We start from the raw sequence: 20,995 nt of genomic DNA, 5'->3' as shown, positions 1-20,995 counted from the left end.
TTGTCATCAAATGGCAAGAGAGTTATCATTAAGAACAGTAAGGCTAAAATTTAATTGACAATAGAAAAATTATATGTTAAAATTTGAAAATTACGTAAAACGAACAGGCATTTAGAATTGACTATTTGCTGGGCCTTCATTGGCAGCAGGGTGATATCCTGTGGGACTTCAATAACAATTGAAAGTTCCACAGGATTTTTTTGGGTTCACAACCAGTAAACTCAAAGCTTTCCTGGAGTTGCCTGCTACCCCGGGAAGTAAAGCAAACGTCCCTGACCCGTTTCTTGTAATTAAAGGAGGAAAATATTAGTGAAAAAATTCGATCGAAAAAGTAGCGTTGCATTATTGTCAATTGGCTCAAATACAATGCTGATTATTTTAAAAGTAGTGGCCGGTATTTTAAGCGGTTCCGTCAGTATTATTTCAGAAGCCATCCATTCTTCAATGGACCTTATGGCATCATGCGTTGCCTTTTTTTCCGTGAGGACATCTTCAAAACCCGCAGACCGGGAACATCCCTATGGTCATGGGAAAATCGAGAACATATCAGGCATTGTGGAAGGCGTATTAATCTTCATAGCCGCCGGGTTGATTATTTTTGAAGCGGTGAAGAAAATATCCGAACCTGTGGAAATTGAAGCCGCGGGGATTGCCATTGCAGTGATGCTGACTGCAGCAGTGGTTAACTTCTTTGTTTCGAAAATTTTATACAAAGTCGGGAAAGAAGAAGATTCCATGGCCCTTGAAGCGGATGCTCTGCACCTGAAAACAGATATTTATACATCATTAGGTGTGGCTGCAGGTATCATCCTCATTAAACTCACAGGGATTTTGGTGCTGGATTCAATTGTCGCAATATTAGTGGCATTGCTGATTATCAAGGAAGCCTGGGTATTATGTCGTAATGCGCTTGAATTTCTGATGGATAGCAGACTGTCCGATCAAGAAGAACAGGAAATAAAAACAGTGATTGAAAAAGTCAGAAATGATTGTGCCAATCAACTCATTGATTATCATAAACTGAAAACAAGAAAGTCGGGAAATATCAGACACATCGATTTTCATATCACCGTGGATCCCAGCCTTACAGTGATGGAAGCCCATGATATTGTCGGATGTTTGAAAAAAGCAATGTGTGATGAATTGAAAAACACCCGGGTAAGCGTACATATCGACCCGTTTGTTAATCAGGAAGAAAATGACGAATTGGATATCGAGTGATGTTCTGAAAGACATCAGAGAATCGAAAAGAGACAACGACGATATAGTCGTTGTCTCTTTTCGATTCTAATCGTGCTGCAATGGAAAAATATCAAGATTAAATATTTTTGAATTTAATCTCTTTCATCTGATTCTCAAAATAATAATCCCCTGCTGCAGAAACCATTTCGGACCAGGTTGAATATCTGCTGTTTTTCAAAACCAGTGCATCAAGAGCATCCACCGGAATGGAGTGGAACTCAGGCTTTGTTTTGGCGGTAAAACCTCCGGAATTTAAAAATGTTTCAAGATCAGAAAAACAGGTGTGCTTTTTTATAAATGCAGTGGTTAAATAGTTTTTAATCAGATCAACATCGTCATGAACCAATTGACCCGATTGTTTAGCGGGTGATTTTTGAGATTGTTCCAAACTTTTTTCTTCATTAGACATAATAAAAACCTCCTAAAAATTTCGATATTATATAGCTGATGATTCAATTATTGCAAATAAATTGACATGAATCAAGGAGATTAATAAAATAATAGCGAACCCGTCCAACATTCGACCCGATTCAATGGTTATGAGGCCCGCCGTGGGAGTGGTTGCACTTATGAGTATGGACATGGGCGACCTTTGATTTATTTAAAATAAAATTGCTGTAAGCTTCAGTGATCAAGTCATAATTTTCAAAAATGCTGACATTATCAATATTGTCATGAACCAGGGATAGTAACTCATGAATAGGATGTCGATTAATGTAGTCGGGTAGGCTCAGTTCAAAATTCGCATAGAAGCTAATGGCAAGAAATTGGCCATAAAATTCTGCCAGAGCATCCATGTGATCAGGGAGGTCATGCTCCAATTCTTTTTCGTAATCAGGCACCATCCCGCATAGATAGGAAAATAACACCGCCTTCTTTTCCATACTGGTCAAGTTGTAAAATAGACTGAATCCTCTAAAACCTGCTCTGACTTCAGAAAGAAAATTAAAACAATCCGAGTCAGGAAATGAATCGACCCTCAGATTTTCAATTGCGTATTTTTCTTTACACTCAAAATAATCGATGACCCGGGTGTATTCATAGGCGATGGTCTGACAATAAATATCAGTTCCATAAAAAAGATCTTCATGCATCAATAAATAGAAATGACTGTCCTGGTCATCCGGCAGGACTAACAGTTTATGGCTGTTTTTTAGTTCCTGTTCCGATGTCTCCACACTCGCTTGTTCACTTTTTGTCTTACACAATTTCAGTCTCTCTGAATAAATATTATCAGTGACAATAACTTCAAATGGGTAATCCTTTTCAACCTGGTAAATTTGATCATATGTTTGGATCGTATTTTTAATGATAGACATGGGTAATTTCTCCTCTTAGGCAGTTAAATTTTAGACGTTATTGAAATAATTATATCCTTTAAGCGATAGCGTGTAAATGGATAGAAAAATAAACGTCTGCCAGCGGGTAATACCAGTGCCGGCTATTCCTGAAATTTATTCATCCCTGCGAAATGTTTATAGTGATTTAACGAGGGTATTATTAAGAAAAACAGGAGGTAAATTCATGAAAAAGTATGTAGACGGTTATGTGATCCCAATTAAATTAGAAAATGTTGAGAAGTACCGGAAAATGGCTGAAAAAGCTGGAAAAATTTGGATTTGGCATGGTGCTCTCAGGGTTGTTGAATGCGTCGGTGATGACTTAGACCTTGAAAAAATGGTTTCCTTCAATCAATCTGCAGGAGCTCTCGAAGGTGAGACCGTCATTTTTTCCTGGATTGTGTTTGAGTCCAAAGAACATCGTGACAAGGTGAATGCTGCCGTCATGGCGGATCCGAGAATGAATGAAATAATGGATCCTGGTGAGTTAATGCCTTTCGATGACAGTCGCATGATCTATGGCGGATTCAAAACACTTATGTATCTCTGACACTTCAAAATTTGAAACGCTTTGGATTCTATGGTAATGCGTACTGAATAATCCTCAAGCCTGCATTATTACTGACTTTCAAGGCATTTTGCGGTATAATAAGTGCATAGTAAATGTGCAAAAACAGCTAAAAACCTTGCAAACGGAGTGAGCGAAATGTTAACCAACCCGGAAAAAGCGGGGGACCTTTTAAACATCCAAAACCATCATCAGATCCGATCAGTGTGCGATCAATTGCGAATGATTCCAGTATCAAATGAACAATGTATAAAGAATACCAAATGGAAATGATAATATTTTCTGTTGACAGGAAAGCTTAGGGGTCCGGAATATAATCTTTACCTGGACCCTTTCAATTTCAACAAAATCAAGTTCGACATTTCTTCATTACGCTTTATTTATAAAGTTTGTTCATTAGCTTTACTTCATATTTGGTTAATGTATCCACATAAGCATCTTTCATTTTCTCTTCTGCCTCACAGCCCTGTTGATAATACCAGAACTTCACTGCTTTTTCAATTTCTTCATCTGTTCCTTCAGGTTTATTGGGATACACAGCCAGTAGCTTTTCAGTCTCTTTATACCTTAATCCTACCATTTCGGCACCTTCAAGTTTACCCATTGTTGTTTTCCTCCATTTAATTGAATTTTTTAGTTTCTAGTTTTATTATACCCTATTTTGCAGTCAATAATAATATTCACTCAAATAAAATAGCGATTCTGCTGTGTGACTGGAAATCACGATCTTCATTGAAAACCCCAAACTCTGCAACTATCATCTTCTGGCAAAAATCAGACTGATTAAACTGATTAAATAGGTTATCACCGAAAATATAACCGTGATCATCAAAAATCCTGTGATTAAAACATTATATTTGATGATATCCATAGCCACAATATACTGTGATAAACCCAGAGCATTGAATATTAGCAAAAACAGAAAGATGGTTACCAGTCCTTTAAAGGCTCCTTTGATATCAGCAGGACTTAATGACATATGAGAAGATATACAAATGGCTACAAATAAGAAAATATAAAAATAACCATTTTTAAAGTTTTCCAATGAAAAAATAAGTCTTAATAATCCTAAATAGGCATTGGCAATTCCCCCAAGTGTGACTTGATTAAAGGTTTCAAAATTGACACTGTCCACCAATATTTTGAAAAACATTTCAAAAGCTTGTGGAACCAGCAGGCGCATGAGTCCAATAATCGCTAAGATCCCGCCAAAAATAGGGGCCACGCCAATGAAAAAATTCCCAATCTGCTGATAAATGCTGTTTTTATTGTAAGAGTGTTCCACATAACCCATAACACCATTTTCATCAGGTCGTTGAAATAATTTAATGCCGGTGATTTTATGTCGGAATATTATGGCACAAAAAGCATGACTCAATTCATGGATAGGGGTCCCGATAAATCCGGTGACCATCACCGCATTATTTCCTAAACTTCTTTGGAAATTTCGTGTAGCGCTATTCTGGAGCAACCCAAGAAGGAGTCCAGCCAAAATAATAACTCCGGTTAAATACAGGGTTTCTAAACAGGTTCTGATTAATAATTCAATTATAAACATATGGCTGTCATTCCATTCCTCTCATAAAAAGCTTGCTTCATTTGAAGCAATCAATTTTCCCTGCTGGGTCTCATAAAGACCGCAATACTGGTGCTATTATACCATGATTGGCTTTAATGATTGTGAAAATATTTTGTGATTTCCGCAAAACCCCATTTTTTTTCTTTTAACAAATCAGTTTGTGGACAGCCTGAAATATAAATTTTAGATCTTAAATATTTTCTTAAATGTGTCATAAAAAGATTAAAAAAAAAAATAATGGATAAATACTATAGTTACTGCAAAAATACTTTGTGGTATATAAAAATAAATAAAAAGGAGAAAGATTTTGAAAATTCAACCCTATATTAATTTTTCTGGAAACTGTCGGGAGGCCGTTGCCTTTTATGCAGATGTATTTAAAACGGATAAAGCCCAGATCATGACCTATGGAGAAATGCCACCAGATCCGAATTATCCCATAACAGATGAGGTTAAAAATCTTGTGGCCCATACCATGCTCACGATTAAAGACAATGTGATTATGTTTTCCGATACGCCGCCAGGCATGCCATTCACCCAGGGAAATAACATTACGATTATATTCATTGACGTAAAAAGGGGCAAGGGTTACAATGGAACAACAAGAAATTTAAATTAAAAAAACTTTTATTCACTATTAAAGAAGAGAAAGAAGTCTTATATGAAAAGCGAAAAACAACTGCTTCTGATTCAGGCAGGTTCGATATTGGTGTATATTCTATATTTCATACTCATGAAAAATCTGTTTGACAGTCATAAAAACGATCTTTTCACAATGGCAGAAACCACTCTATCTTCATATAAAATATATAGTATAACGCTTTACAGCATTACATTTTTTCAATGGTTTTTCTTAGGAGTGTTGCTCAGTTTTCTGAGCTTCAAAAATCGGCCTGGATTCCACTTTTCAGTGTGGCCGCTTCTAATCGCATTTGCATGGCTGGCAATTTCAATCATGGGATCATTTCCATTTTATGGACCATTCATGGTCTATCAATCAGAATACAAAGAACTCTTTCTTTATGTCGCACCCATTTTTTCGGGTTTCTATCTTTTCAAAAGTTTATTTAACGAATTATTAAATCGGGAGGTTTTATAATATGGCATCATCACAGGAATTTGTCGACTACGTATGCGATCAGATAAGCGGAGCAGGGGAGATAACCAGCCGCAAGATGTTTGGAGAGTATGCGGTTTACTGCAATGGCAAAATTATCGGCCTGATCTGCGATAATCAGTTTTTTGTCAAGAAAACCACTGGAGGGGAAGCAATTCTAACTGATCCTGAGGAAGCGCCGCCATATAAAGGTGCTAGGCCGATGTTTGTAATCAGTGATCTGGAGAATCGGGACTTTTTGACGGAGTTTATTTTGAAGTCCTATGAGGAGTTGCCAATGCAGAAGACTAAGAAGAAGTCGAAATAGGGTTTAACGATATAAAAAATGAACTGTTTTAGTAAAACGGCTTGACAGGCAAAGGCGGTGTGGGAAAAACAAGTGTAGCTGCAGCCCATGCCCTGAAATCATCAAAAGAAGGTAAGAAAACACTGATCGTTAGCACGGACATGGCTCATAATCTTGGTGACTTATTTAATATTCCCATTGGTAAGGTCGAGGTGGAAGTTGCCGATAATCTCTTCGCCCTGGAAATTGATCCCAATTACGTAATGGAAAAGGATTTTAAAAACATGATGAAGGCCTTTGGAAACATGATTTCCTCACTCAACCCCGAAAATACAGAAATCAAAGAATTCACCATGATCCCTGGAATGGATGAATTATTCTCCCTTTTGAGAATCCAGGAATTATACAATAACAGTGATTACGACCGGATTATTGTGGATTGCACCCCTACCGGGGAAACCTTATCACTTCTGAAGTTTCCCGAAATGTTTGGCAATTTAATAAAAACCGTGCTTCCCATGAAAAGAAAAGCAGTCAAGGTGGCAGGTCCCATGGTGGAAAGAATTATGAAAATCCCCATGCCTGAGGAAAATGTCTTTGATGATATTGAACTATTAAATGAAAAATTGTATAAGCTTCAGTCCATTATGACGAATAAGGAAATTCTCAGTATTCGGATTGTCACAACCCCTGAACGTATTGTTATAAAGGAGGCGAAACGAAATTTCACCTACCTTCATTTGTATAATTATAATATTGATGCCATCATTGTCAACAAGGTCTATCCGAAACAGGCGTTAGAAGGGTATTTCAGCAAGTGGATTAATCTCCAAGAGGAAGGACTGAAGGAGATTCAGGCAAGTTTTTCAAAGATCCCTGTTTTCACTCTGATGCTGCAAAGTAAAGAACTTGTATCTGAAAAATTACTCTTAGATGCTGCACTGCAAATTTTTAAAGACACTGACCCTGCAGCCGTTTTGTTTAGGGATAAAATATTTGAGGTGAAAAAAATAAGTGATGGGTATTGTTTCATTTTAAATATTCCCTTTGCGAATAAGGCGGATATGGTTATGGGCCAGAAGGGCAATGAACTCATGATACAAATCAAAAATGAAAAACGGTGTTTTACACTGCCGGATGTACTGAAAAACAAAACGGTTCAAAGTGCAAAGTACACAGACGGACAGCTTTCTATCAAGTTTGCATAGGATGACCTAAGACAGAACTCATATATGCAGCAGCGGTGTCACATAAAAATTATAAAGCCACAGAAATTCTCAAAGAATTTCTGTGGCTTTATTTTATCAGATCAATCAATTCATATAGGAAACAAAAATGTCATTGCTGCCTTTTTCATGTTTCGTGTGTGCAAAATCAGGGGTAAATGAATTTACTTTCGAATTTAACCTTGTCTAAAAGAGTTGCTTATAATTTACTTGTTCGCATTTATTTGGTATACTGACTCATAAAGATTCAATTTTAAAGGAGTAAATGGACAATGAAAAAAATTCACATTATAATTTCAAACAAAAAAATAGGAATTATTGTATCAATCATTATGATTGCACTGGGTTTTTGTATTTTTATTCTTCCCTCGGTGTTGCTTTCATTTTCAGTATGGATTTTCGCCCTTGGACTTGTTATTTTTGGTGGGTTTGAAGTCTTTTTGTATATAAAAAACAGAAAAAAAATTCAGTACCTGATTTTCGGAATTTTAGTGAGTATATCAGGTATTTATCTCCTTTTTTCAGAAACTATGGTGAGGGCTCATGTATTGGCAATTTTGCTTGCCTGTTCAACATTTTATTCCGGGCTTAATGAACTGAAAAGCTCAGTAAATTTAAATATGAAGGAGCGGTCACGACGCAAGTGGTTGCTTTTATCTGGATTTATAAATGTGTGTATGTTTGTTTTTTATTTATTTAATCCGGTATTTCATATGCTGGAAACGGGCATATTGGCAGCGTTATTTCTAATTTCTCAAGGACTAGCACTATTATTTGAGTCAATCTCTTCAGAAAAACAGCAAGCAGTGTGACGATTGTTTGTTTCTTGAATGATCAAAACATTCATTATGAACTCAAAATCCTTTTGGATCGCAAATTTTTTTACGTATAGGGGCATTTTCTTGATAAGAGGGATGAAAAGGGTGACAAACGAAACAACTCCTCGTCAAAATTACTTTCAAAATAGCACTGGGAACAAGCCATCACCACTGAAAAAGCAGGAACAACCATTTTATAAAGCAAAAAATTCGAAAAGGTGAGGTAACATGAAAAAAATAATCATTATTGGCGGCGGAATCGCCGGTTTAAGTGCAGGGATTTATGCGTTACAGGCAGGATTTGAAGCTGAAATTTATGAAAAGAATCACATTGTCGGTGGTCAGTGTACAGGATGGTACCGAAAGGGATATTACATTGATAATTGTTTACATTGGCTTACGGGGACTAAAGAAGGGTCGGATCTTTATAAAATATGGGAAAATGTCGGTGTATTGGGAAACACGATAAAGGTATTGCAGCCGGATTCTTTTTATTCTGTGAAACTGAACGGGGAAAAGCTCACACTTTGGAAAGACCTTAAAAAAACTGAAAAAGAAATGCTTGCTTTATCACCAGAGGATAAAAAAGAAATCAAAAAATTTATTGCCAATACCCGAATGGCAGAATCCATGAGGATGCCCACTGAAAAAGCCATGGATATGATGAATATTTTTGAGATCATAAAGTTTGGTTTTTCTATGGGCGATATGGGAAAAGTCATTAAAGAATATGGAAGAATTAATGTTGCGGAACTTTCTGAACGATTCAAACATCCACTGCTTAAATGTCTGATAAAAGACTTTATGGCAAAGGAATATCTTGCCTATTCTCTGATTGTATCCTACGCAACTTTTACCTCGGGTAATGGCGGAATCCCGGAAGGCGGTTCCAGGCAAATGGCAATGCGCATGGAGAAACGCTTTATTGATCTTGGCGGTAAAATTGTTTTGAATACCGGTGTTTCGAAAATTAAAATAGGAGAAGACAATAAGGCCGAAGGCATTGAATTAGAAGATAGCAAACTTGTAAATGCGGATTATATTATCTGTGCCTGTGATACGGATTTTACCTTTCATCATTTACTGGATGAAACCTATATGGATAAGAAACTGAAAGATGTTTATGATGACCGGAAAAATAATCCGGTTTTCAGTAGTTTTCACATTGCATTTGGGGTTGATGGCAGATTTGAAGAATTAGAGGATACCATATTATTTGAGTGTGAACCTATTAGAGTTGGAACCCAGACAGCAAAGCGGATGAGTGTAAAAAATTATACATCCTATGGGCCTGATATAGCACCGGAAGGCAATACATTGATCCAGTGTCAGTTTATTCAATATGAAGAGGATTATGATTACTGGAATACCTTAGTTCAGGATAAAAAGAAATATGATGACAAAAAAACAGAAATAGCTGATGAGGTTTTAAAAAGAATCGAAACGAATTTTCCGGCGTATCAGGGTAAAATTGATATTTTAGATGTCTGGACCCCGATAACCTATCACAGGTACTGTAACGCCTATCATGGTGCCTATATGAGTTTTATTACAACCACTGGCAGTCAAACAACCATGTTTTCCGGAGATATTAAGGGCCTTGATAATGTGGTACTGGGAAGTCAGTGGCAGATGAATCCGGGTGGATTGCCAATAGCTGCGATTATGGGAAAATTTGCGGTCCAGCGTATTCAAAAGAAAGAAAAATCCAGATGAACGGACGAACACATGCTATAACCGGTGGACTCATTACCGGAGCGTTATTAACGGCAAATACAGCACCAACAACTGATACCTTCGTTTTAATGGTTGTTGGAACTTTGGGAGCCTTGCTTCCGGATATTGATCGAACAAATACGGACATAACGCAAATGATCACTCGCAGTGAGAGCAAAAGTTCATTCATGCAAAATATCTTTAAAATCAGCATTTTAAACATAGCGGGAATTTTATTGTCACTTTATGTTTTCAAAAATGCCTATCCTTTAATACTGGGAATCTACCTTTCCCTGGCCTCACTGACATCACACAGGACCCTTACCCACAGCCTTTTATCTTTGGGCATCGTAATGGGTCTCGTGTTTCTCATAACGGCGAATCAACCGGTAACCATTGCTTTAGGCATTGGCTATGGTGTGCACTTACTGGAAGATATGCTAACAAAGGCCGGCATTGCGGTTTTATACCCGATTGGCAAAAAAATAAAGTTGCCCATTGTAACGACACCCTTTGCAGAATCTATGTTTTTAATGGGTGCATCCCTTATTTGCATTGTTAAAATGGTTGTTAATTAATCGACAGCATTACAATGAGTTTTTAAAGGATCGGATGATTAATTCAATTTTAATGGGGTATATGCTAAATATGAGCGCAGTCACTGGAGCAAATTTTGAAATAATTCCATTGTCGGAAATGTATTCACTGAAAGTTATATACCTATCAAAACGATGAAAGCGGGTCGATATTTTATGATTATTATCGGCATATTAGGCATGTTTGTTAAAATTGTTCTCATTTTATTACTTGCAATATTTATGATACTCCTTTTAATATTGCTCATTCCTTTTGATTATGCAATTTCAGCATTGTTAAAAGAAAAAGCAGTTTTTAATTTGCTTGTTCATTGGGGTTTTTTTCAGGTAGAGCTTTTGCTGGAAGATAAGCAACCTATTATGAAAGTCAGAATATTTCAAAGAATAATAATGAATGAACCCGTTAAAAAAAGGTCTCGAAAAAAGCCCAGGAAAAAGCCTGGGAAATCAAATTCCAGGAGGCCGGGCATTGCCTTTTTCAAAGAAATCCTGAAATTTTTAAAAGAGGTTCTTAATGTTCTCAAACCAAAAGAAATTACAGCATTCGGTTCCTATGGCTTGAATGATCCTGTCAATACAGCCTTGGTTAGTTTCATTATACAATTATTCAGCAATCTTGTACCCCAGGCACAAATTGGACTAGAGCCCTTATTTGATTCAGAAATGACAGATGTGGAAATAAATATTTCAGGAAGAATAAGACTTATTGTATTAGTTTATATTCTTATAAAGTATATTTTCAAAAAAGAAGTCAGAAAAGTTGTATTCCAAAAACGCATTAGTACTAAAACATAAAATAAAAATTTAAATGGAGGAAAAAATCATGGAAGTTGGAAATGTCGTAAGAGAGAATCTTGAAGCTTTGTTTGGAAAGCTGGAAAAGTTTTTAAAAACTGAAACGGTTGTCGGACAACCTATTGTCATAGGAGAAACTACCATTGTTCCAATCGTGTCGATTACCTTTGGATGCGCTACAGGAGCTGGCGAAGGCACCGGCAATGATCCCAAAAACGGGTCCGGTTCAGGTGCTGGTTCCGGCTTAAGCTCTGGTGCAAAGATAACACCGACGGCTGTGCTTGTCATTCAAAACAATGAAGTTACCTTGCTTCCGGTAAAAGATAAATTCGGTCTGGAAAATCTTTTAAACAAAGTTCCTGATCTTATGGAAAAGATGCAAAATAAACCGGAAGAAATGAAAACCGAGAAAATTTAATATTAAAATTCCTGGGACGGTGCACAACTTCTTAAAAGTGAAGTTGTGCACCGTCCCAAAGATTATAGCATCTACTATTTGTAAAGCTTCCCAACCAAACACAAAGGGATCTCATGGAAGTACTGGATAAACACTGAGTAATCAAACATAGACAGAGAATCCTCTGTCTATGTTGCAATTTGTGAATATTTACATATTTGAACATAATCTTCTATATAGTCGTCTATTTCCAGCCAATTCATGACCCGGGTAATTCCTGAACAACAATGGCCTTGATTGTAATTACAATCGATGAGCAGCACATTAAATCCATATGATGCGAGTTGCACTGCATTTTCGTATCGATCCTCAACGAAAAGATCACAACATAATTCCTGGGCCTTAGAAACTTTATTGTGTGTTCCCAATAAGGATAAAGTGTGCTTTGGTATTTCATGTTGACGCAACCACTTTTCAGTAACATTTTTCATTCGATCTTCTCGGGCACTGACAATGTGGATCCTGTGATTTTCGTACAACCTATCCAAAACGTCTTTCACGCCTATTCTTATTCTTACCTCTTCATGCATCAACTCACCATGCAAGCGATAAAATTCATTATATGCTTCAATGTGAATTCCCAGTATCTTATGGATTTCATAAATCTTAACCTTCTCAGGTGTAATTCTTGTATTAAAATAGTCATTTGCCATGGGAATCCAGTCATAAGCTTCTGTCATCGTTCCATCAATATCAATACATAAATTTAACTGATTCATCACTTATTCCTCCTGTACCTATCCTGTACTGTCTATTATACAAAATATTTCAAGTTTAGTCATTAATTCTATATTAAGTTTAAGTAAATTTTTAGCGAAAAGCCCGAAAGAAAATGTTGATTTTTTTATTTCGATTCTCTTCAACTCTTTTTCTCTCAATATTCTCAACTTGATTTTGCTGAAATGCTGACATGCCTGGGATGATTTAAATCGGCTTTTACTTTATTGAAAGAGCAATGTTTTATTTAAGCAATTCTAAAAAATACTGATTTCACCTGATTTCAAAAGATAATATTTAGTTTGACAAATTTACCCTTACACGGTAAAATAAAAGGGATATGAGGGAGTAATTTGCGCGATTAGCGTGATAAGTCAACATACATGGTGTAAATAGACACCTGGCTTATCTTAATGAGTGAGACTCATGTACAGTAGTATTCTGTACTTGGGTTATTTTTTGCCAAGTGCGGTTGCATTTGGCTTTTTTTTTGTGGTTTATTTGAGAAAGGAATTGAATGAAAAAGTATTTACAGACGACCGAAGAAGTCCTAAAGGAGTTAAACTCCAGCAGAAATGGTCTTTCAGTTGAAGAGGCCAGGAAAAGACTGGAAGCAAATGGCAAAAACAAACTGACGGAAGCAAAAAAGGATTCCCTGGCGGTTCGATTATTTAATCAGCTGAAAGATCCCATGATTATTATTTTGATAGTTGCAGCAATTATATCAGGGATCACAGCGGCTTACTCAGGCGAATCCTTTGCGGATGTGATCATCATCATGGCAGTGGTTATTATCAACTCGGTGCTGGGGGTGTTTCAGGAGAGCAAGGCAGAAAAAGCCATTGAAGCCTTACAGGCCATATCCGCGGCCACATCAAAGGTGATGCGGGATGGCAAAATTTATGAAATAAAAAGTGAAGACCTGGTGGTCGGTGATGTCATTATGCTCGAAGCAGGGGACTCCATACCGGCGGATGCACGGCTCCTTGAAAGTGCCAGCTTAAAGATTGAAGAAGCCGCGCTTACCGGAGAAAGTGTTCCGGTTGATAAGATAATTAACGCTCTGAATTTAGGGGAGCAAAAGGATATTTCCCTGGGTGACCGTACCAACATGGTTTACATGGGCAGTGCGGTTGTCTACGGCCGTGGATCAGCAACGGTTGTGGCCACGGGAATGAATACGGAAATGGGTAAGATTGCCGAGGCCATTACCCAGGCAAAAGATAATCAGACCCCGCTTCAGATCAAACTCAATCAGTTAAGCAAGGTGCTAAGCTGGTTGGTACTGGGTATTTGTGTCTTTATTTTTGCCATTAGTTTAATCCGTCTTTATATGGGTGAAGGCATCACCGGCACCGGTGTTTTAGAAACCTTTATGATTGCGGTTTCTTTGGCGGTAGCAGCGATTCCAGAAGGTCTGGCAGCGGTTGTGACCATTGTATTGTCTATTGGCGTCACCAATATGTCCAGGAAAAAAGCAGTCATAAGAAAACTGACTGCTGTTGAAACATTGGGATGTACACAGGTCATCTGCTCGGATAAAACCGGAACCTTAACACAGAATAAAATGACGGTTGTGGATTTTTATGGTTTTGATAAACAGTTACTGGGACGCGCACTGGCACTTTGCAATGATGCTTATTTAAATGATGAAAGCAAAGCTGAAGGGGAACCCACCGAGGCAGCGCTTGTCAACTACGGATTTTACCTTGGTTTGGCCAAGGGTGACATGGAAGCAAAAACTCCCCGGGTAGGAGAGGCGCCATTTGATTCTGGCAGAAAGCTTATGAGTACGGTTCACAAAATGGAAGATGGCTCTTTTGAACAGTACACCAAGGGAGCACCGGATGTATTGGTGGCGTGTTGTACAACCTACTGGGATGGAAACAGCAAGCAACCCATGACACTTGAAAAGCGCCAGGAAATTAAGGTTGCCAATAAGTCTTTAGCAAATCAGGCCCTTCGGGTTCTTTCCGGAGCCTTTCGTTCCTGGGATTTAATGCCAAAAGAGCAAACACCTGAATATCTGGAACAGGATCTTTGCTTCATTGGCTTAACCGGAATGATTGATCCGATTCGTCCGGAAGTGAAGGATGCTATTGGAAAGTGTAAGGCAGCAGGTATTCGGACCGTCATGATTACAGGAGACCACCCCGATACTGCGGCAGCCATTGCAACCCAGCTTGAGATTATTTCCGATGACTCCGAAGCTATAACCGGTGCACAGTTGGATGACATAAGCGATGAACAGTTGGGTCAGGATATTGGGAAGTATTCTGTGTATGCCCGGGTACAGCCGGAACATAAGGTTCGTATTGTTAAAGCATGGCAGAACCAGGGTATGATTGTTGCCATGACCGGTGATGGGGTCAATGATGCGCCATCCATTAAAACAGCAGACATTGGAGTTGGCATGGGAATCACAGGAACAGATGTTACGAAGAATGTGGCAGACATGGTTCTTGCAGATGACAACTTTGCAACCATCGTCCATGCGGTAGAAGAAGGGCGTCGTGTTTACGGCAACATAAGAAAGGCCATCCAGTTTCTTTTATCCTCGAATCTTTCTGAGGTGTTATCCATTTTCATTGCAACCTTATTAGGATTCACCATTTTACTGCCTGTGCATTTATTATGGATAAACCTGATTACGGATTCTTTCCCGGCCATTGCCCTTGGTCTGGAACCAGAAGAAGCAGACACCATGAAACATCCTCCCCGGGAATCAAAAGAAGGCATTTTTTCAAATGGCCTTGGCATTGATATTCTCTGGCAGGGAGTAATGGTTACCGTAGTTACCATCAGCGCATATTTTCTTGGACATTATATGGAAGCAGGGGTTTGGGAAATTACAAATAGTGCCGATGGTATGACCATGGCATTCTTAACCCTGTCAATGGCTGAAATGTTTCATTCTTTAAATATGAGAAGCAGAAGACAATCTATTTTCATTATGAAGAAACAAAACAAGTTTTTGTATTTGGCAATGTTTGCTTCTTTAATATTAACTACAGCGGTTATTTCCATCCCTGCAATTGCTGCAGCCTTCAGGTTTGAATCAATTTCAATGACTGAATACTTTGTGGCCATGGCTCTGGCATTCTCAGTCATTCCAATTGTTGAAGCAGTAAAATTCTTTCAGAGAAAACTGGGAGTTTAGATTCAGAACATAAACATTTAAAAATCGGTTGTGACTTTATTTAAAAACGATTAAAAAAAGGGGTAGTTGAAAAAATATCAACCACCTGAATAATATGAGACTTATGTGAAACCATTCATTAAAAACTATTGGAGGAAATTTATTTGTCAAAAGGAAATGTCGAAAATTTATTAAAGGTTCCCAAGTTGGAAGCTTTTATCAAAGAACATTTAATCATTAACAAAGAATTATTTTTAGGAATTCATGATGAAAGCATTACTGTTTATTACTGGTGTAAAGCCATGCTTGAACTCACTTATTTTGCTGATAATAAATGCACCATTAAAATCCATAAAAAATATGTTGATCAAACAAGCTTATGCGGGCTTAAATTTATTGAGAAAGCGGATGATATGGTCTTTGCTTTTTCCGATGCGTTTATTAAAGCGTTTTCCGATTCATATCAAACATTAAAAGATAATATCGAGAAATTAACCGATGAAAGTCATTCCATTAACGAACAAACAGGGAGTCTGGCGAAGAAATACCAGGGAATCATCGCCTGTAATAACAACACGGATAAAGCTTCCGACTGGTATTGCGCTGATTTGGACTATAGCCCGGAAGATGCACCATTAGGCCGATTGGACATGGTTGCCATTTCAAAGAATACTCAGAATAACAAGCATCGCATTGTTTTGATTAAATTAATGTACTCATGGCAGGCCTATAAATCGGGTTATCGAAAAAATTTATATAATAACAAAAAAAACAAAGGATTTTATATTCAGGGCAAGGATATAAAAACCCGAAAAAATGCAGCAGGGGATACTCATCCTAAACGATTCGGATGTAAATTCGATGAAAAAAAGAAAACGGTGATCTCCTATGAATTCGGTTCCGGTATTACAGAGGATTTTTACAATTATTCCCGATTCCTGTTTGATGAAAACGGAAAATATGTTGACCTGCTAAAGGAAGAATGTTACGACATTTTAAGGGCAAAGAAAACATTAGGCTGTTTTGAAACAAATAACAGCATCGGTGACGAATTGCTTAAGCTTCTGGACGGAACCAAAGAAGCCTTTGTTGAGCAGTTAGCTGATGAACCTGAGTGTGTTTTCTTAACCATTGGCTGTGATTCTCTGGAAAAATGCAAAAAATCACTGAGTTCTTATCTTTGTCCCGGACCAACCAATACTGCGGATATTTTAAGTATTACCAAAGATACCTGGAATTGTTATCATAACAACGGTAAAGGTGTATTAAAACACGTTATACATGACCTGAGCCTGGCAGAGGCCTTTCCTGCGGAATTCGACGAAAAGGTCAGATATGTGTTTACTAAAAATGAAGCCCTTGAAAATTTGAATATCTTTGATCATCCGGATTCTTCCAGTGACGATGAATTAGTGCTAAAAATCTTCTCATAAAGTTATAGTACAAGAAACAATATCAGCAGTATGATCCTAATGATCATGCTGCTTTTCTTTTTGCCTAAAGCGGGGGATCAAAATCATATAATCTGTAAGAGAGGATTTAGTGTGAAAAATAAAGCAGCCCCTCAAAAAAGGGCACACTTAATAAAGATAAGTTAGAAAGTGAGTTTCTCAACTTCCAGTAGAGAGATTCTGAACATCAGAAGTTAAATAACCGCTGGAAATTAAAAGTTTGAAAGCTTGTTTGATCGCTTTAGATTTTTGCTGATCCTTCATTTCTTTAGGCATGTCAATCTTATACAAATCACAAGGATTAAACGATTCTCCTGTAGTCAACATATGATAGATTGCAGTAAGAATCATTCTGGCAATGGCAACAATGGCTCTTTTTTTTACCGCGCCGTTTAAGGATGCGTTCATATTTTATTCTGTAGTAAGGTAAATCCTTGGATTTCACGGCTGCATGGGCACATTGTACCAATGCAGGTATTCAGGTAGACACCCGCACGTGTAATTCGGACAGATTTCTTCTTGCCAGCAGATTCATTGTTTCCAGGCGTTAGTCCCGCCCAGGAACATAAACGCTTGGAAGAGCTAAATTGAGTCATATCTGTGCCAATCTCGGAGATGATGGTAATCGCAGAGCTGCGCTTCACTCCGGGAATGGTACCGAGTAAAGCGATGAGATGTTCATATGGCGCAATCATTTGGTCAAGTTTTTGATCCAGTTCAGAAATGGAATTTTCGACAAAATCAAGATGAGCTTTAATCAAAATCATCCGATCTTTTTGATCGCGAGTCATTTGAAAACCCACGATCGATTCAATGACGGCATCTGATTTTTTCTTAAGTGATCGTTTGAGAAAAGAAGTGCATGTTTCTGAATCGAATGTGTCAGAAGTAATTAAATAGTCCGTGATGGAGGAGGCAGATTTGCCAAACATGTCTGAAACGACAGCATCAAGGGCTACATTACAAACGGTGAAAGCGTTTTGAAAGCGATTTTTTTCACTCGACTTACAAGAAACAAGTTTAGCTCGATAGCGGGTGTACTCACGTAGAATGCGAATGTTTTTTTCTGGAATAAAACTACCGGGTACAATCCCAAGGCGGAATAAATCGCCAATCCATTTGGAATCCTTGACATCATCTTTGTTACCCTTTACAGCCCTGACCCACTTGGGATTGGCAATGGTAACAGTGATGACATCTTCTAACAGATTGTAGATGGGCACCCAGTATTTACCTGTGGATTCCATACAGACATCATGACAATCATTTTCCAAAAGCCACTGCTTAAGTTGCAGGATGGCATGATTGAAAGTTGAAAAACGCTTTTTAGAATACGACGGTTCAATGGTATTGGATGTTTTAATAAGGGTGGCAACCAGGAATGTTTTATGGACATCGATGCCACAACAAACAGGATAAACAACTTTCACGGTAAAACAGCTCCCTTCGTAAAAACCGGAGTAACCCTTGACTGATCCATCACACAATTTAACAGGCGTTAAAACAATTCTTAGTGTGCGGTTCTCGTAGATCCACTTATTTGTGCTTGAGAGCTTGAACTTACACTGATTACTATACTGTTTTGAACGAGACGTAATCTACGACTCCTCCTACCGTGCTATGTAGTATAGTTACTCCTATAAAAATTATAACTGAATGGTGTAGATCGCGCACCATTTTTCATAACTATTTGTGCCGCAAGCGATAGCGGCGGAATGGAGATTACTATGTCAAACTACGAAACGGCACACTACAAAGTGATAGAATTTGAAGAAACATTTATTTTCCATTGCGTTTGGAATTAATACAGTGTAAAATTTGATTTAATAGAAGATTAATCAACTGTCCACAAAAGAATGAGACAATTTCATTGAATAGGGGAGTGAAATATTTTGGTTAATAAAGAAAATCATCAAATAACAGAACCAGAAAAAGTGGGCACCAGGAAAACCAGGAAAAAGCCCTGGAAAATCCGGCTAAAACAATGGGGGATTTGGAAAGTCGGTCTTTTGGCTATTGGCATTATTTTGGTGTTCATCATTTTTATGTCAATCATCACCAGTCTTTTCTCTGGAACGGCGGGGGTCAGTGATTCATTAGGTACCAGTAATGAGGCTGTTTCAAAATCCGATCAGGCTCTGCCCGGTGAAACTTCATCCACATCCGGTGTGGCGGATTCGGGTTTCCAGTTTGATGTAACAAAGATTATTTATTCAGGAAATATCAGTCTCTATGTGGATGATTTTCAAAGCACTTTTGAAAAAATCGCAGCGTATACTCTGGCCCAAGAAGGATTTGTCCAGGATGCAAGTTCATCCACTACGGAAATCAATCAAAACAGTGTTCCCAATTCAGGATATTTAACCATTAGAGTGCCAGCGGCAAAATTTACAGAGGCTATGAAGGAAATTCAATCCTACGGAACCCCCATCAGTTCCAGTATTAACAGCACCAATATTTCACAGCAGTATCAGGACGTCCAGGGACAGCTGGACAATTTAAAAATTGAAGAGGCACGGCTTCAGGATTATTTGAATCAGGCAGAAACCACCAGCGATCTGTTATTAATTGAAACCGAACTCAACCGAGTGAGAACCGAAATTGATAATCGCACCACCATGATAAAAAACTGGGATAATGAAATAAACTATTCCACCATTGTTGTTTCATTGTCTGAAAAGGCCATTGGCACCAGCACCGTGGAGTCACCTTTTTCAGGGCTGATTCAAAAAATATCCCAGAGTTTCATTGCTTCCATCAATGTCATTTTAACTGGACTGGCCATGCTCATAGTGTTAATGGTCAGACTCATTCCTTTTGCAGCAGTTCTTGGGTTTGGATATTTGATTTATCGTCAGATTAAAAAGAAAAAAAGTTGATTTTATGCATCGGAATTCTAAGTGAATATTACCAGTTTTATAAAAGCTCAACAGCACCCTGCTGTTGAGCTTTTTGATTAATTCAGAAGATTTACATCATTCCAATTTACCCTAAGGGATTTGATAATGAAATGTAAAAACATAGCTGTTGCCTAATCTCGACGGGCCTTTCCAGTAATTTCCAGAAACAAATCATTAAGGGTGGGTATCTGGGTGGTCAGTTGTCCAAAAGGAATGGCTGCCGAACTGAATAATTCCAGAACGTTAATAATATTCTGGTCGCTGGAAGAAAACCCAAGAGTCAAAGTTGGGTCATGATAATCCAGGGTTTGGAGTCGTTCAATTTTTCTGAGTGTGGCCAGAACTTTCTCAGTCAGATTAAAGGCCATGGTTTTACCGGAACCGTTAGGACCCAGAAGACTAAAGATTTCGCCCTCCTGTATACTCAGGTTAAAACGATTAAGGACTAATAAGTCACCATAGTGTATATCCAGATTCTCGACTTTTACAATCATTGTGGTCTCCTTTAGTAGTGATAGTGTAAGCAATTGCTAAAGTACCGTGATACTCGCTGTCAATTTACATGAAACAATTTACGGTTGTATTTATTAATTTCGCAATTACCTATAGTAATAGTGCAATAGAATAAGAACTAAAAAAAGAGCCACTCTCCTTTTGAGAATGAACTCTTTTTTCCTTCTGTTTGCATCCCTTAAAGTGATGATTTGTTAATGGCAATAATGCTCAGGGCTAAGGCCGCTGCGCCCAGGACAAGTGCAACCATGCTCGAAATAAAAGCTGCTATTTTCACTGAGTAATCTCCTTTCGAAAAAATTAATCTTCGTCATCAAAGCTATCAATACAATAATCCTCCATGGCTTCTAATAAAAAAGAAAGACTGCCTTTCATGTTTTCTGCCGATGCAACAACCACTTCTTTTTCTTCCTCGGTAAGGATCATAAATTCCTCTTCAAGATCACAAAGACGTTTAATTATAAATATTAATTCTGTTTTCATAATGCTCCTGTCCAATTAAAAGTGTTGTCTATAATATTATCCCATCTGTACC

General features: G+C 37.9%; 21 protein-coding genes and 1 pseudogene. 14 read left to right on the top strand and 8 right to left on the bottom strand.

Annotation, left to right across the window (positions count from 1 at the left end):
- Window positions 1-309: 309 nt before the first annotated feature.
- Window positions 310-1,221, top strand: a complete 912-nt coding sequence (locus tag VIK44_RS13820) for a cation diffusion facilitator family transporter (RefSeq protein WP_331554477.1) — start codon at window positions 310-312, stop codon at window positions 1,219-1,221.
- A gap of 97 nt (window positions 1,222-1,318) precedes the next feature.
- On the opposite strand, the gene VIK44_RS13815 is transcribed toward VIK44_RS13820, so the two are convergent.
- Window positions 1,319-1,651, bottom strand: a complete 333-nt coding sequence (locus VIK44_RS13815) for a hypothetical protein (protein WP_331554476.1) — start codon at window positions 1,649-1,651, stop codon at window positions 1,319-1,321.
- 121 nt (window positions 1,652-1,772) lie between these two features.
- A complete protein-coding gene (locus VIK44_RS13810; RefSeq protein WP_331554475.1) occupies window positions 1,773-2,561 on the bottom strand; it encodes a hypothetical protein in 789 nt (262 codons plus the stop codon).
- Between the two features lie 205 nt (window positions 2,562-2,766).
- On the opposite strand from VIK44_RS13810, the gene VIK44_RS13805 reads away from it, so the two are divergent.
- Complete coding sequence (locus tag VIK44_RS13805; RefSeq protein WP_331554474.1) at window positions 2,767-3,132, top strand: DUF1428 domain-containing protein; 366 nt, start codon at window positions 2,767-2,769, stop codon at window positions 3,130-3,132.
- A gap of 394 nt (window positions 3,133-3,526) precedes the next feature.
- Here the strand turns inward: VIK44_RS13805 and VIK44_RS13800 are convergent, their stop codons facing one another.
- Both VIK44_RS13800 and VIK44_RS13795 read right to left on the bottom strand, forming a co-directional pair.
- Entirely contained in the window at window positions 3,527-3,754 is a 228-nt protein-coding gene (locus VIK44_RS13800) for a hypothetical protein (RefSeq protein ID WP_331554473.1), read from the bottom strand.
- A 153-nt stretch (window positions 3,755-3,907) separates the two neighbouring features.
- Complete coding sequence (locus VIK44_RS13795; protein WP_331554472.1) at window positions 3,908-4,708, bottom strand: hypothetical protein; 801 nt, start codon at window positions 4,706-4,708, stop codon at window positions 3,908-3,910.
- Window positions 4,709-5,036: 328 nt separating this feature from the next.
- Here VIK44_RS13795 and VIK44_RS13790 point away from each other — a divergent pair, with 328 nt between their 5' ends.
- The 9 genes from VIK44_RS13790 to VIK44_RS13750 all read left to right on the top strand — a co-directional run bounded on the left by VIK44_RS13790 (window position 5,037) and on the right by VIK44_RS13750 (window position 11,701).
- A complete protein-coding gene (locus VIK44_RS13790; RefSeq protein WP_331554471.1) occupies window positions 5,037-5,348 on the top strand; it encodes a hypothetical protein in 312 nt (103 codons plus the stop codon).
- Window positions 5,349-5,390: 42 nt separating this feature from the next.
- Window positions 5,391-5,828, top strand: a complete 438-nt coding sequence (locus VIK44_RS13785) for a hypothetical protein (RefSeq protein WP_331554470.1) — start codon at window positions 5,391-5,393, stop codon at window positions 5,826-5,828.
- Window position 5,829: 1 nt separating this feature from the next.
- The gene (locus VIK44_RS13780; RefSeq protein WP_331554469.1) at window positions 5,830-6,153 is read left to right on the top strand and encodes a TfoX/Sxy family protein; all 324 of its coding nucleotides are present in this window, start codon (window positions 5,830-5,832) and stop codon (window positions 6,151-6,153) included.
- 41 nt (window positions 6,154-6,194) lie between these two features.
- Window positions 6,195-7,340, top strand: a complete 1,146-nt coding sequence (locus VIK44_RS13775; RefSeq protein WP_331554468.1) for an ArsA family ATPase — start codon at window positions 6,195-6,197, stop codon at window positions 7,338-7,340.
- 290 nt (window positions 7,341-7,630) lie between these two features.
- The gene (locus VIK44_RS13770) at window positions 7,631-8,170 is read left to right on the top strand and encodes an HdeD family acid-resistance protein (protein ID WP_331554467.1); all 540 of its coding nucleotides are present in this window, start codon (window positions 7,631-7,633) and stop codon (window positions 8,168-8,170) included.
- A gap of 234 nt (window positions 8,171-8,404) precedes the next feature.
- Window positions 8,405-9,892, top strand: coding sequence for an NAD(P)/FAD-dependent oxidoreductase (locus tag VIK44_RS13765; RefSeq protein WP_331554466.1), 1,488 nt, complete (start codon window positions 8,405-8,407; stop codon window positions 9,890-9,892).
- Window positions 9,889-10,470, top strand: a complete 582-nt coding sequence (locus tag VIK44_RS13760; RefSeq protein ID WP_331554465.1) for a metal-dependent hydrolase — start codon at window positions 9,889-9,891, stop codon at window positions 10,468-10,470. The genes VIK44_RS13765 and VIK44_RS13760 overlap by 4 nt, the downstream gene beginning before the upstream one ends.
- Window positions 10,471-10,644: 174 nt before the next feature.
- Complete coding sequence (locus tag VIK44_RS13755) at window positions 10,645-11,283, top strand: hypothetical protein (protein ID WP_331554464.1); 639 nt, start codon at window positions 10,645-10,647, stop codon at window positions 11,281-11,283.
- 28 nt (window positions 11,284-11,311) lie between these two features.
- Window positions 11,312-11,701, top strand: a complete 390-nt coding sequence (locus tag VIK44_RS13750; protein WP_331554463.1) for a GerW family sporulation protein — start codon at window positions 11,312-11,314, stop codon at window positions 11,699-11,701.
- A 167-nt stretch (window positions 11,702-11,868) separates the two neighbouring features.
- On the opposite strand, the gene VIK44_RS13745 is transcribed toward VIK44_RS13750, so the two are convergent.
- Window positions 11,869-12,459 (bottom strand): hypothetical protein, encoded by a 591-nt coding sequence (locus VIK44_RS13745; RefSeq protein WP_331554462.1) that lies wholly within the window; start codon window positions 12,457-12,459, stop codon window positions 11,869-11,871.
- A gap of 515 nt (window positions 12,460-12,974) precedes the next feature.
- Between VIK44_RS13745 and VIK44_RS13740 the strand changes: the two genes are divergently transcribed.
- Together VIK44_RS13740 and VIK44_RS13735 are read left to right on the top strand one after the other, a co-directional pair.
- Window positions 12,975-15,617, top strand: a complete 2,643-nt coding sequence (locus VIK44_RS13740; protein ID WP_331554461.1) for a cation-translocating P-type ATPase — start codon at window positions 12,975-12,977, stop codon at window positions 15,615-15,617.
- 143 nt (window positions 15,618-15,760) lie between these two features.
- The gene (locus VIK44_RS13735; protein WP_331554460.1) at window positions 15,761-17,029 is read left to right on the top strand and encodes a hypothetical protein; all 1,269 of its coding nucleotides are present in this window, start codon (window positions 15,761-15,763) and stop codon (window positions 17,027-17,029) included.
- Between the two features lie 177 nt (window positions 17,030-17,206).
- Here VIK44_RS13735 and VIK44_RS13730 read toward each other — a convergent pair.
- Window positions 17,207-18,477, bottom strand: a pseudogene (locus VIK44_RS13730) (IS110 family transposase).
- Window positions 18,478-18,939: 462 nt separating this feature from the next.
- On the opposite strand from VIK44_RS13730, the gene VIK44_RS13725 reads away from it, so the two are divergent.
- A complete protein-coding gene (locus VIK44_RS13725) occupies window positions 18,940-19,926 on the top strand; it encodes a DUF4349 domain-containing protein (RefSeq protein ID WP_331554459.1) in 987 nt (328 codons plus the stop codon).
- 152 nt (window positions 19,927-20,078) lie between these two features.
- On the opposite strand, the gene VIK44_RS13720 is transcribed toward VIK44_RS13725, so the two are convergent.
- Window positions 20,079-20,441, bottom strand: coding sequence for an ATP-binding cassette domain-containing protein (locus VIK44_RS13720; RefSeq protein WP_331554458.1), 363 nt, complete (start codon window positions 20,439-20,441; stop codon window positions 20,079-20,081).
- Window positions 20,442-20,760: 319 nt separating this feature from the next.
- Window positions 20,761-20,943 (bottom strand): hypothetical protein, encoded by a 183-nt coding sequence (locus tag VIK44_RS13715; RefSeq protein WP_331554457.1) that lies wholly within the window; start codon window positions 20,941-20,943, stop codon window positions 20,761-20,763.
- Window positions 20,944-20,995: the final 52 nt, after the last annotated feature.

This window comes from Acetobacterium sp. (assembly GCF_036508315.1).
Lineage (GTDB): Bacteria > Bacillota > Clostridia > Eubacteriales > Eubacteriaceae > Acetobacterium.
The sequence above is the reverse complement of the archived record's forward strand: the minus strand, read 5'-3'. Positions and strand labels throughout refer to the sequence as shown.

Coding starts and splice junctions, on each gene's coding strand:
- VIK44_RS13800 (WP_331554473.1), bottom strand. CDS start 3,754: ATGGGTAAACTTGAAGGTGCCGAAATGGTAGGATTAAGGTATAAAGAG.
- VIK44_RS13785 (WP_331554470.1), top strand. CDS start 5,391: ATGAAAAGCGAAAAACAACTGCTTCTGATTCAGGCAGGTTCGATATTG.
- VIK44_RS13745 (WP_331554462.1), bottom strand. CDS start 12,459: ATGAATCAGTTAAATTTATGTATTGATATTGATGGAACGATGACAGAA.
- VIK44_RS13805 (WP_331554474.1), top strand. CDS start 2,767: ATGAAAAAGTATGTAGACGGTTATGTGATCCCAATTAAATTAGAAAAT.
- VIK44_RS13815 (WP_331554476.1), bottom strand. CDS start 1,651: ATGTCTAATGAAGAAAAAAGTTTGGAACAATCTCAAAAATCACCCGCT.
- VIK44_RS13795 (WP_331554472.1), bottom strand. CDS start 4,708: ATGTTTATAATTGAATTATTAATCAGAACCTGTTTAGAAACCCTGTAT.
- VIK44_RS13750 (WP_331554463.1), top strand. CDS start 11,312: ATGGAAGTTGGAAATGTCGTAAGAGAGAATCTTGAAGCTTTGTTTGGA.
- VIK44_RS13780 (WP_331554469.1), top strand. CDS start 5,830: ATGGCATCATCACAGGAATTTGTCGACTACGTATGCGATCAGATAAGC.
- VIK44_RS13810 (WP_331554475.1), bottom strand. CDS start 2,561: ATGTCTATCATTAAAAATACGATCCAAACATATGATCAAATTTACCAG.
- VIK44_RS13760 (WP_331554465.1), top strand. CDS start 9,889: ATGAACGGACGAACACATGCTATAACCGGTGGACTCATTACCGGAGCG.
- VIK44_RS13740 (WP_331554461.1), top strand. CDS start 12,975: ATGAAAAAGTATTTACAGACGACCGAAGAAGTCCTAAAGGAGTTAAAC.
- VIK44_RS13720 (WP_331554458.1), bottom strand. CDS start 20,441: ATGATTGTAAAAGTCGAGAATCTGGATATACACTATGGTGACTTATTA.
- VIK44_RS13755 (WP_331554464.1), top strand. CDS start 10,645: ATGATTATTATCGGCATATTAGGCATGTTTGTTAAAATTGTTCTCATT.
- VIK44_RS13765 (WP_331554466.1), top strand. CDS start 8,405: ATGAAAAAAATAATCATTATTGGCGGCGGAATCGCCGGTTTAAGTGCA.
- VIK44_RS13715 (WP_331554457.1), bottom strand. CDS start 20,943: ATGAAAACAGAATTAATATTTATAATTAAACGTCTTTGTGATCTTGAA.
- VIK44_RS13770 (WP_331554467.1), top strand. CDS start 7,631: ATGAAAAAAATTCACATTATAATTTCAAACAAAAAAATAGGAATTATT.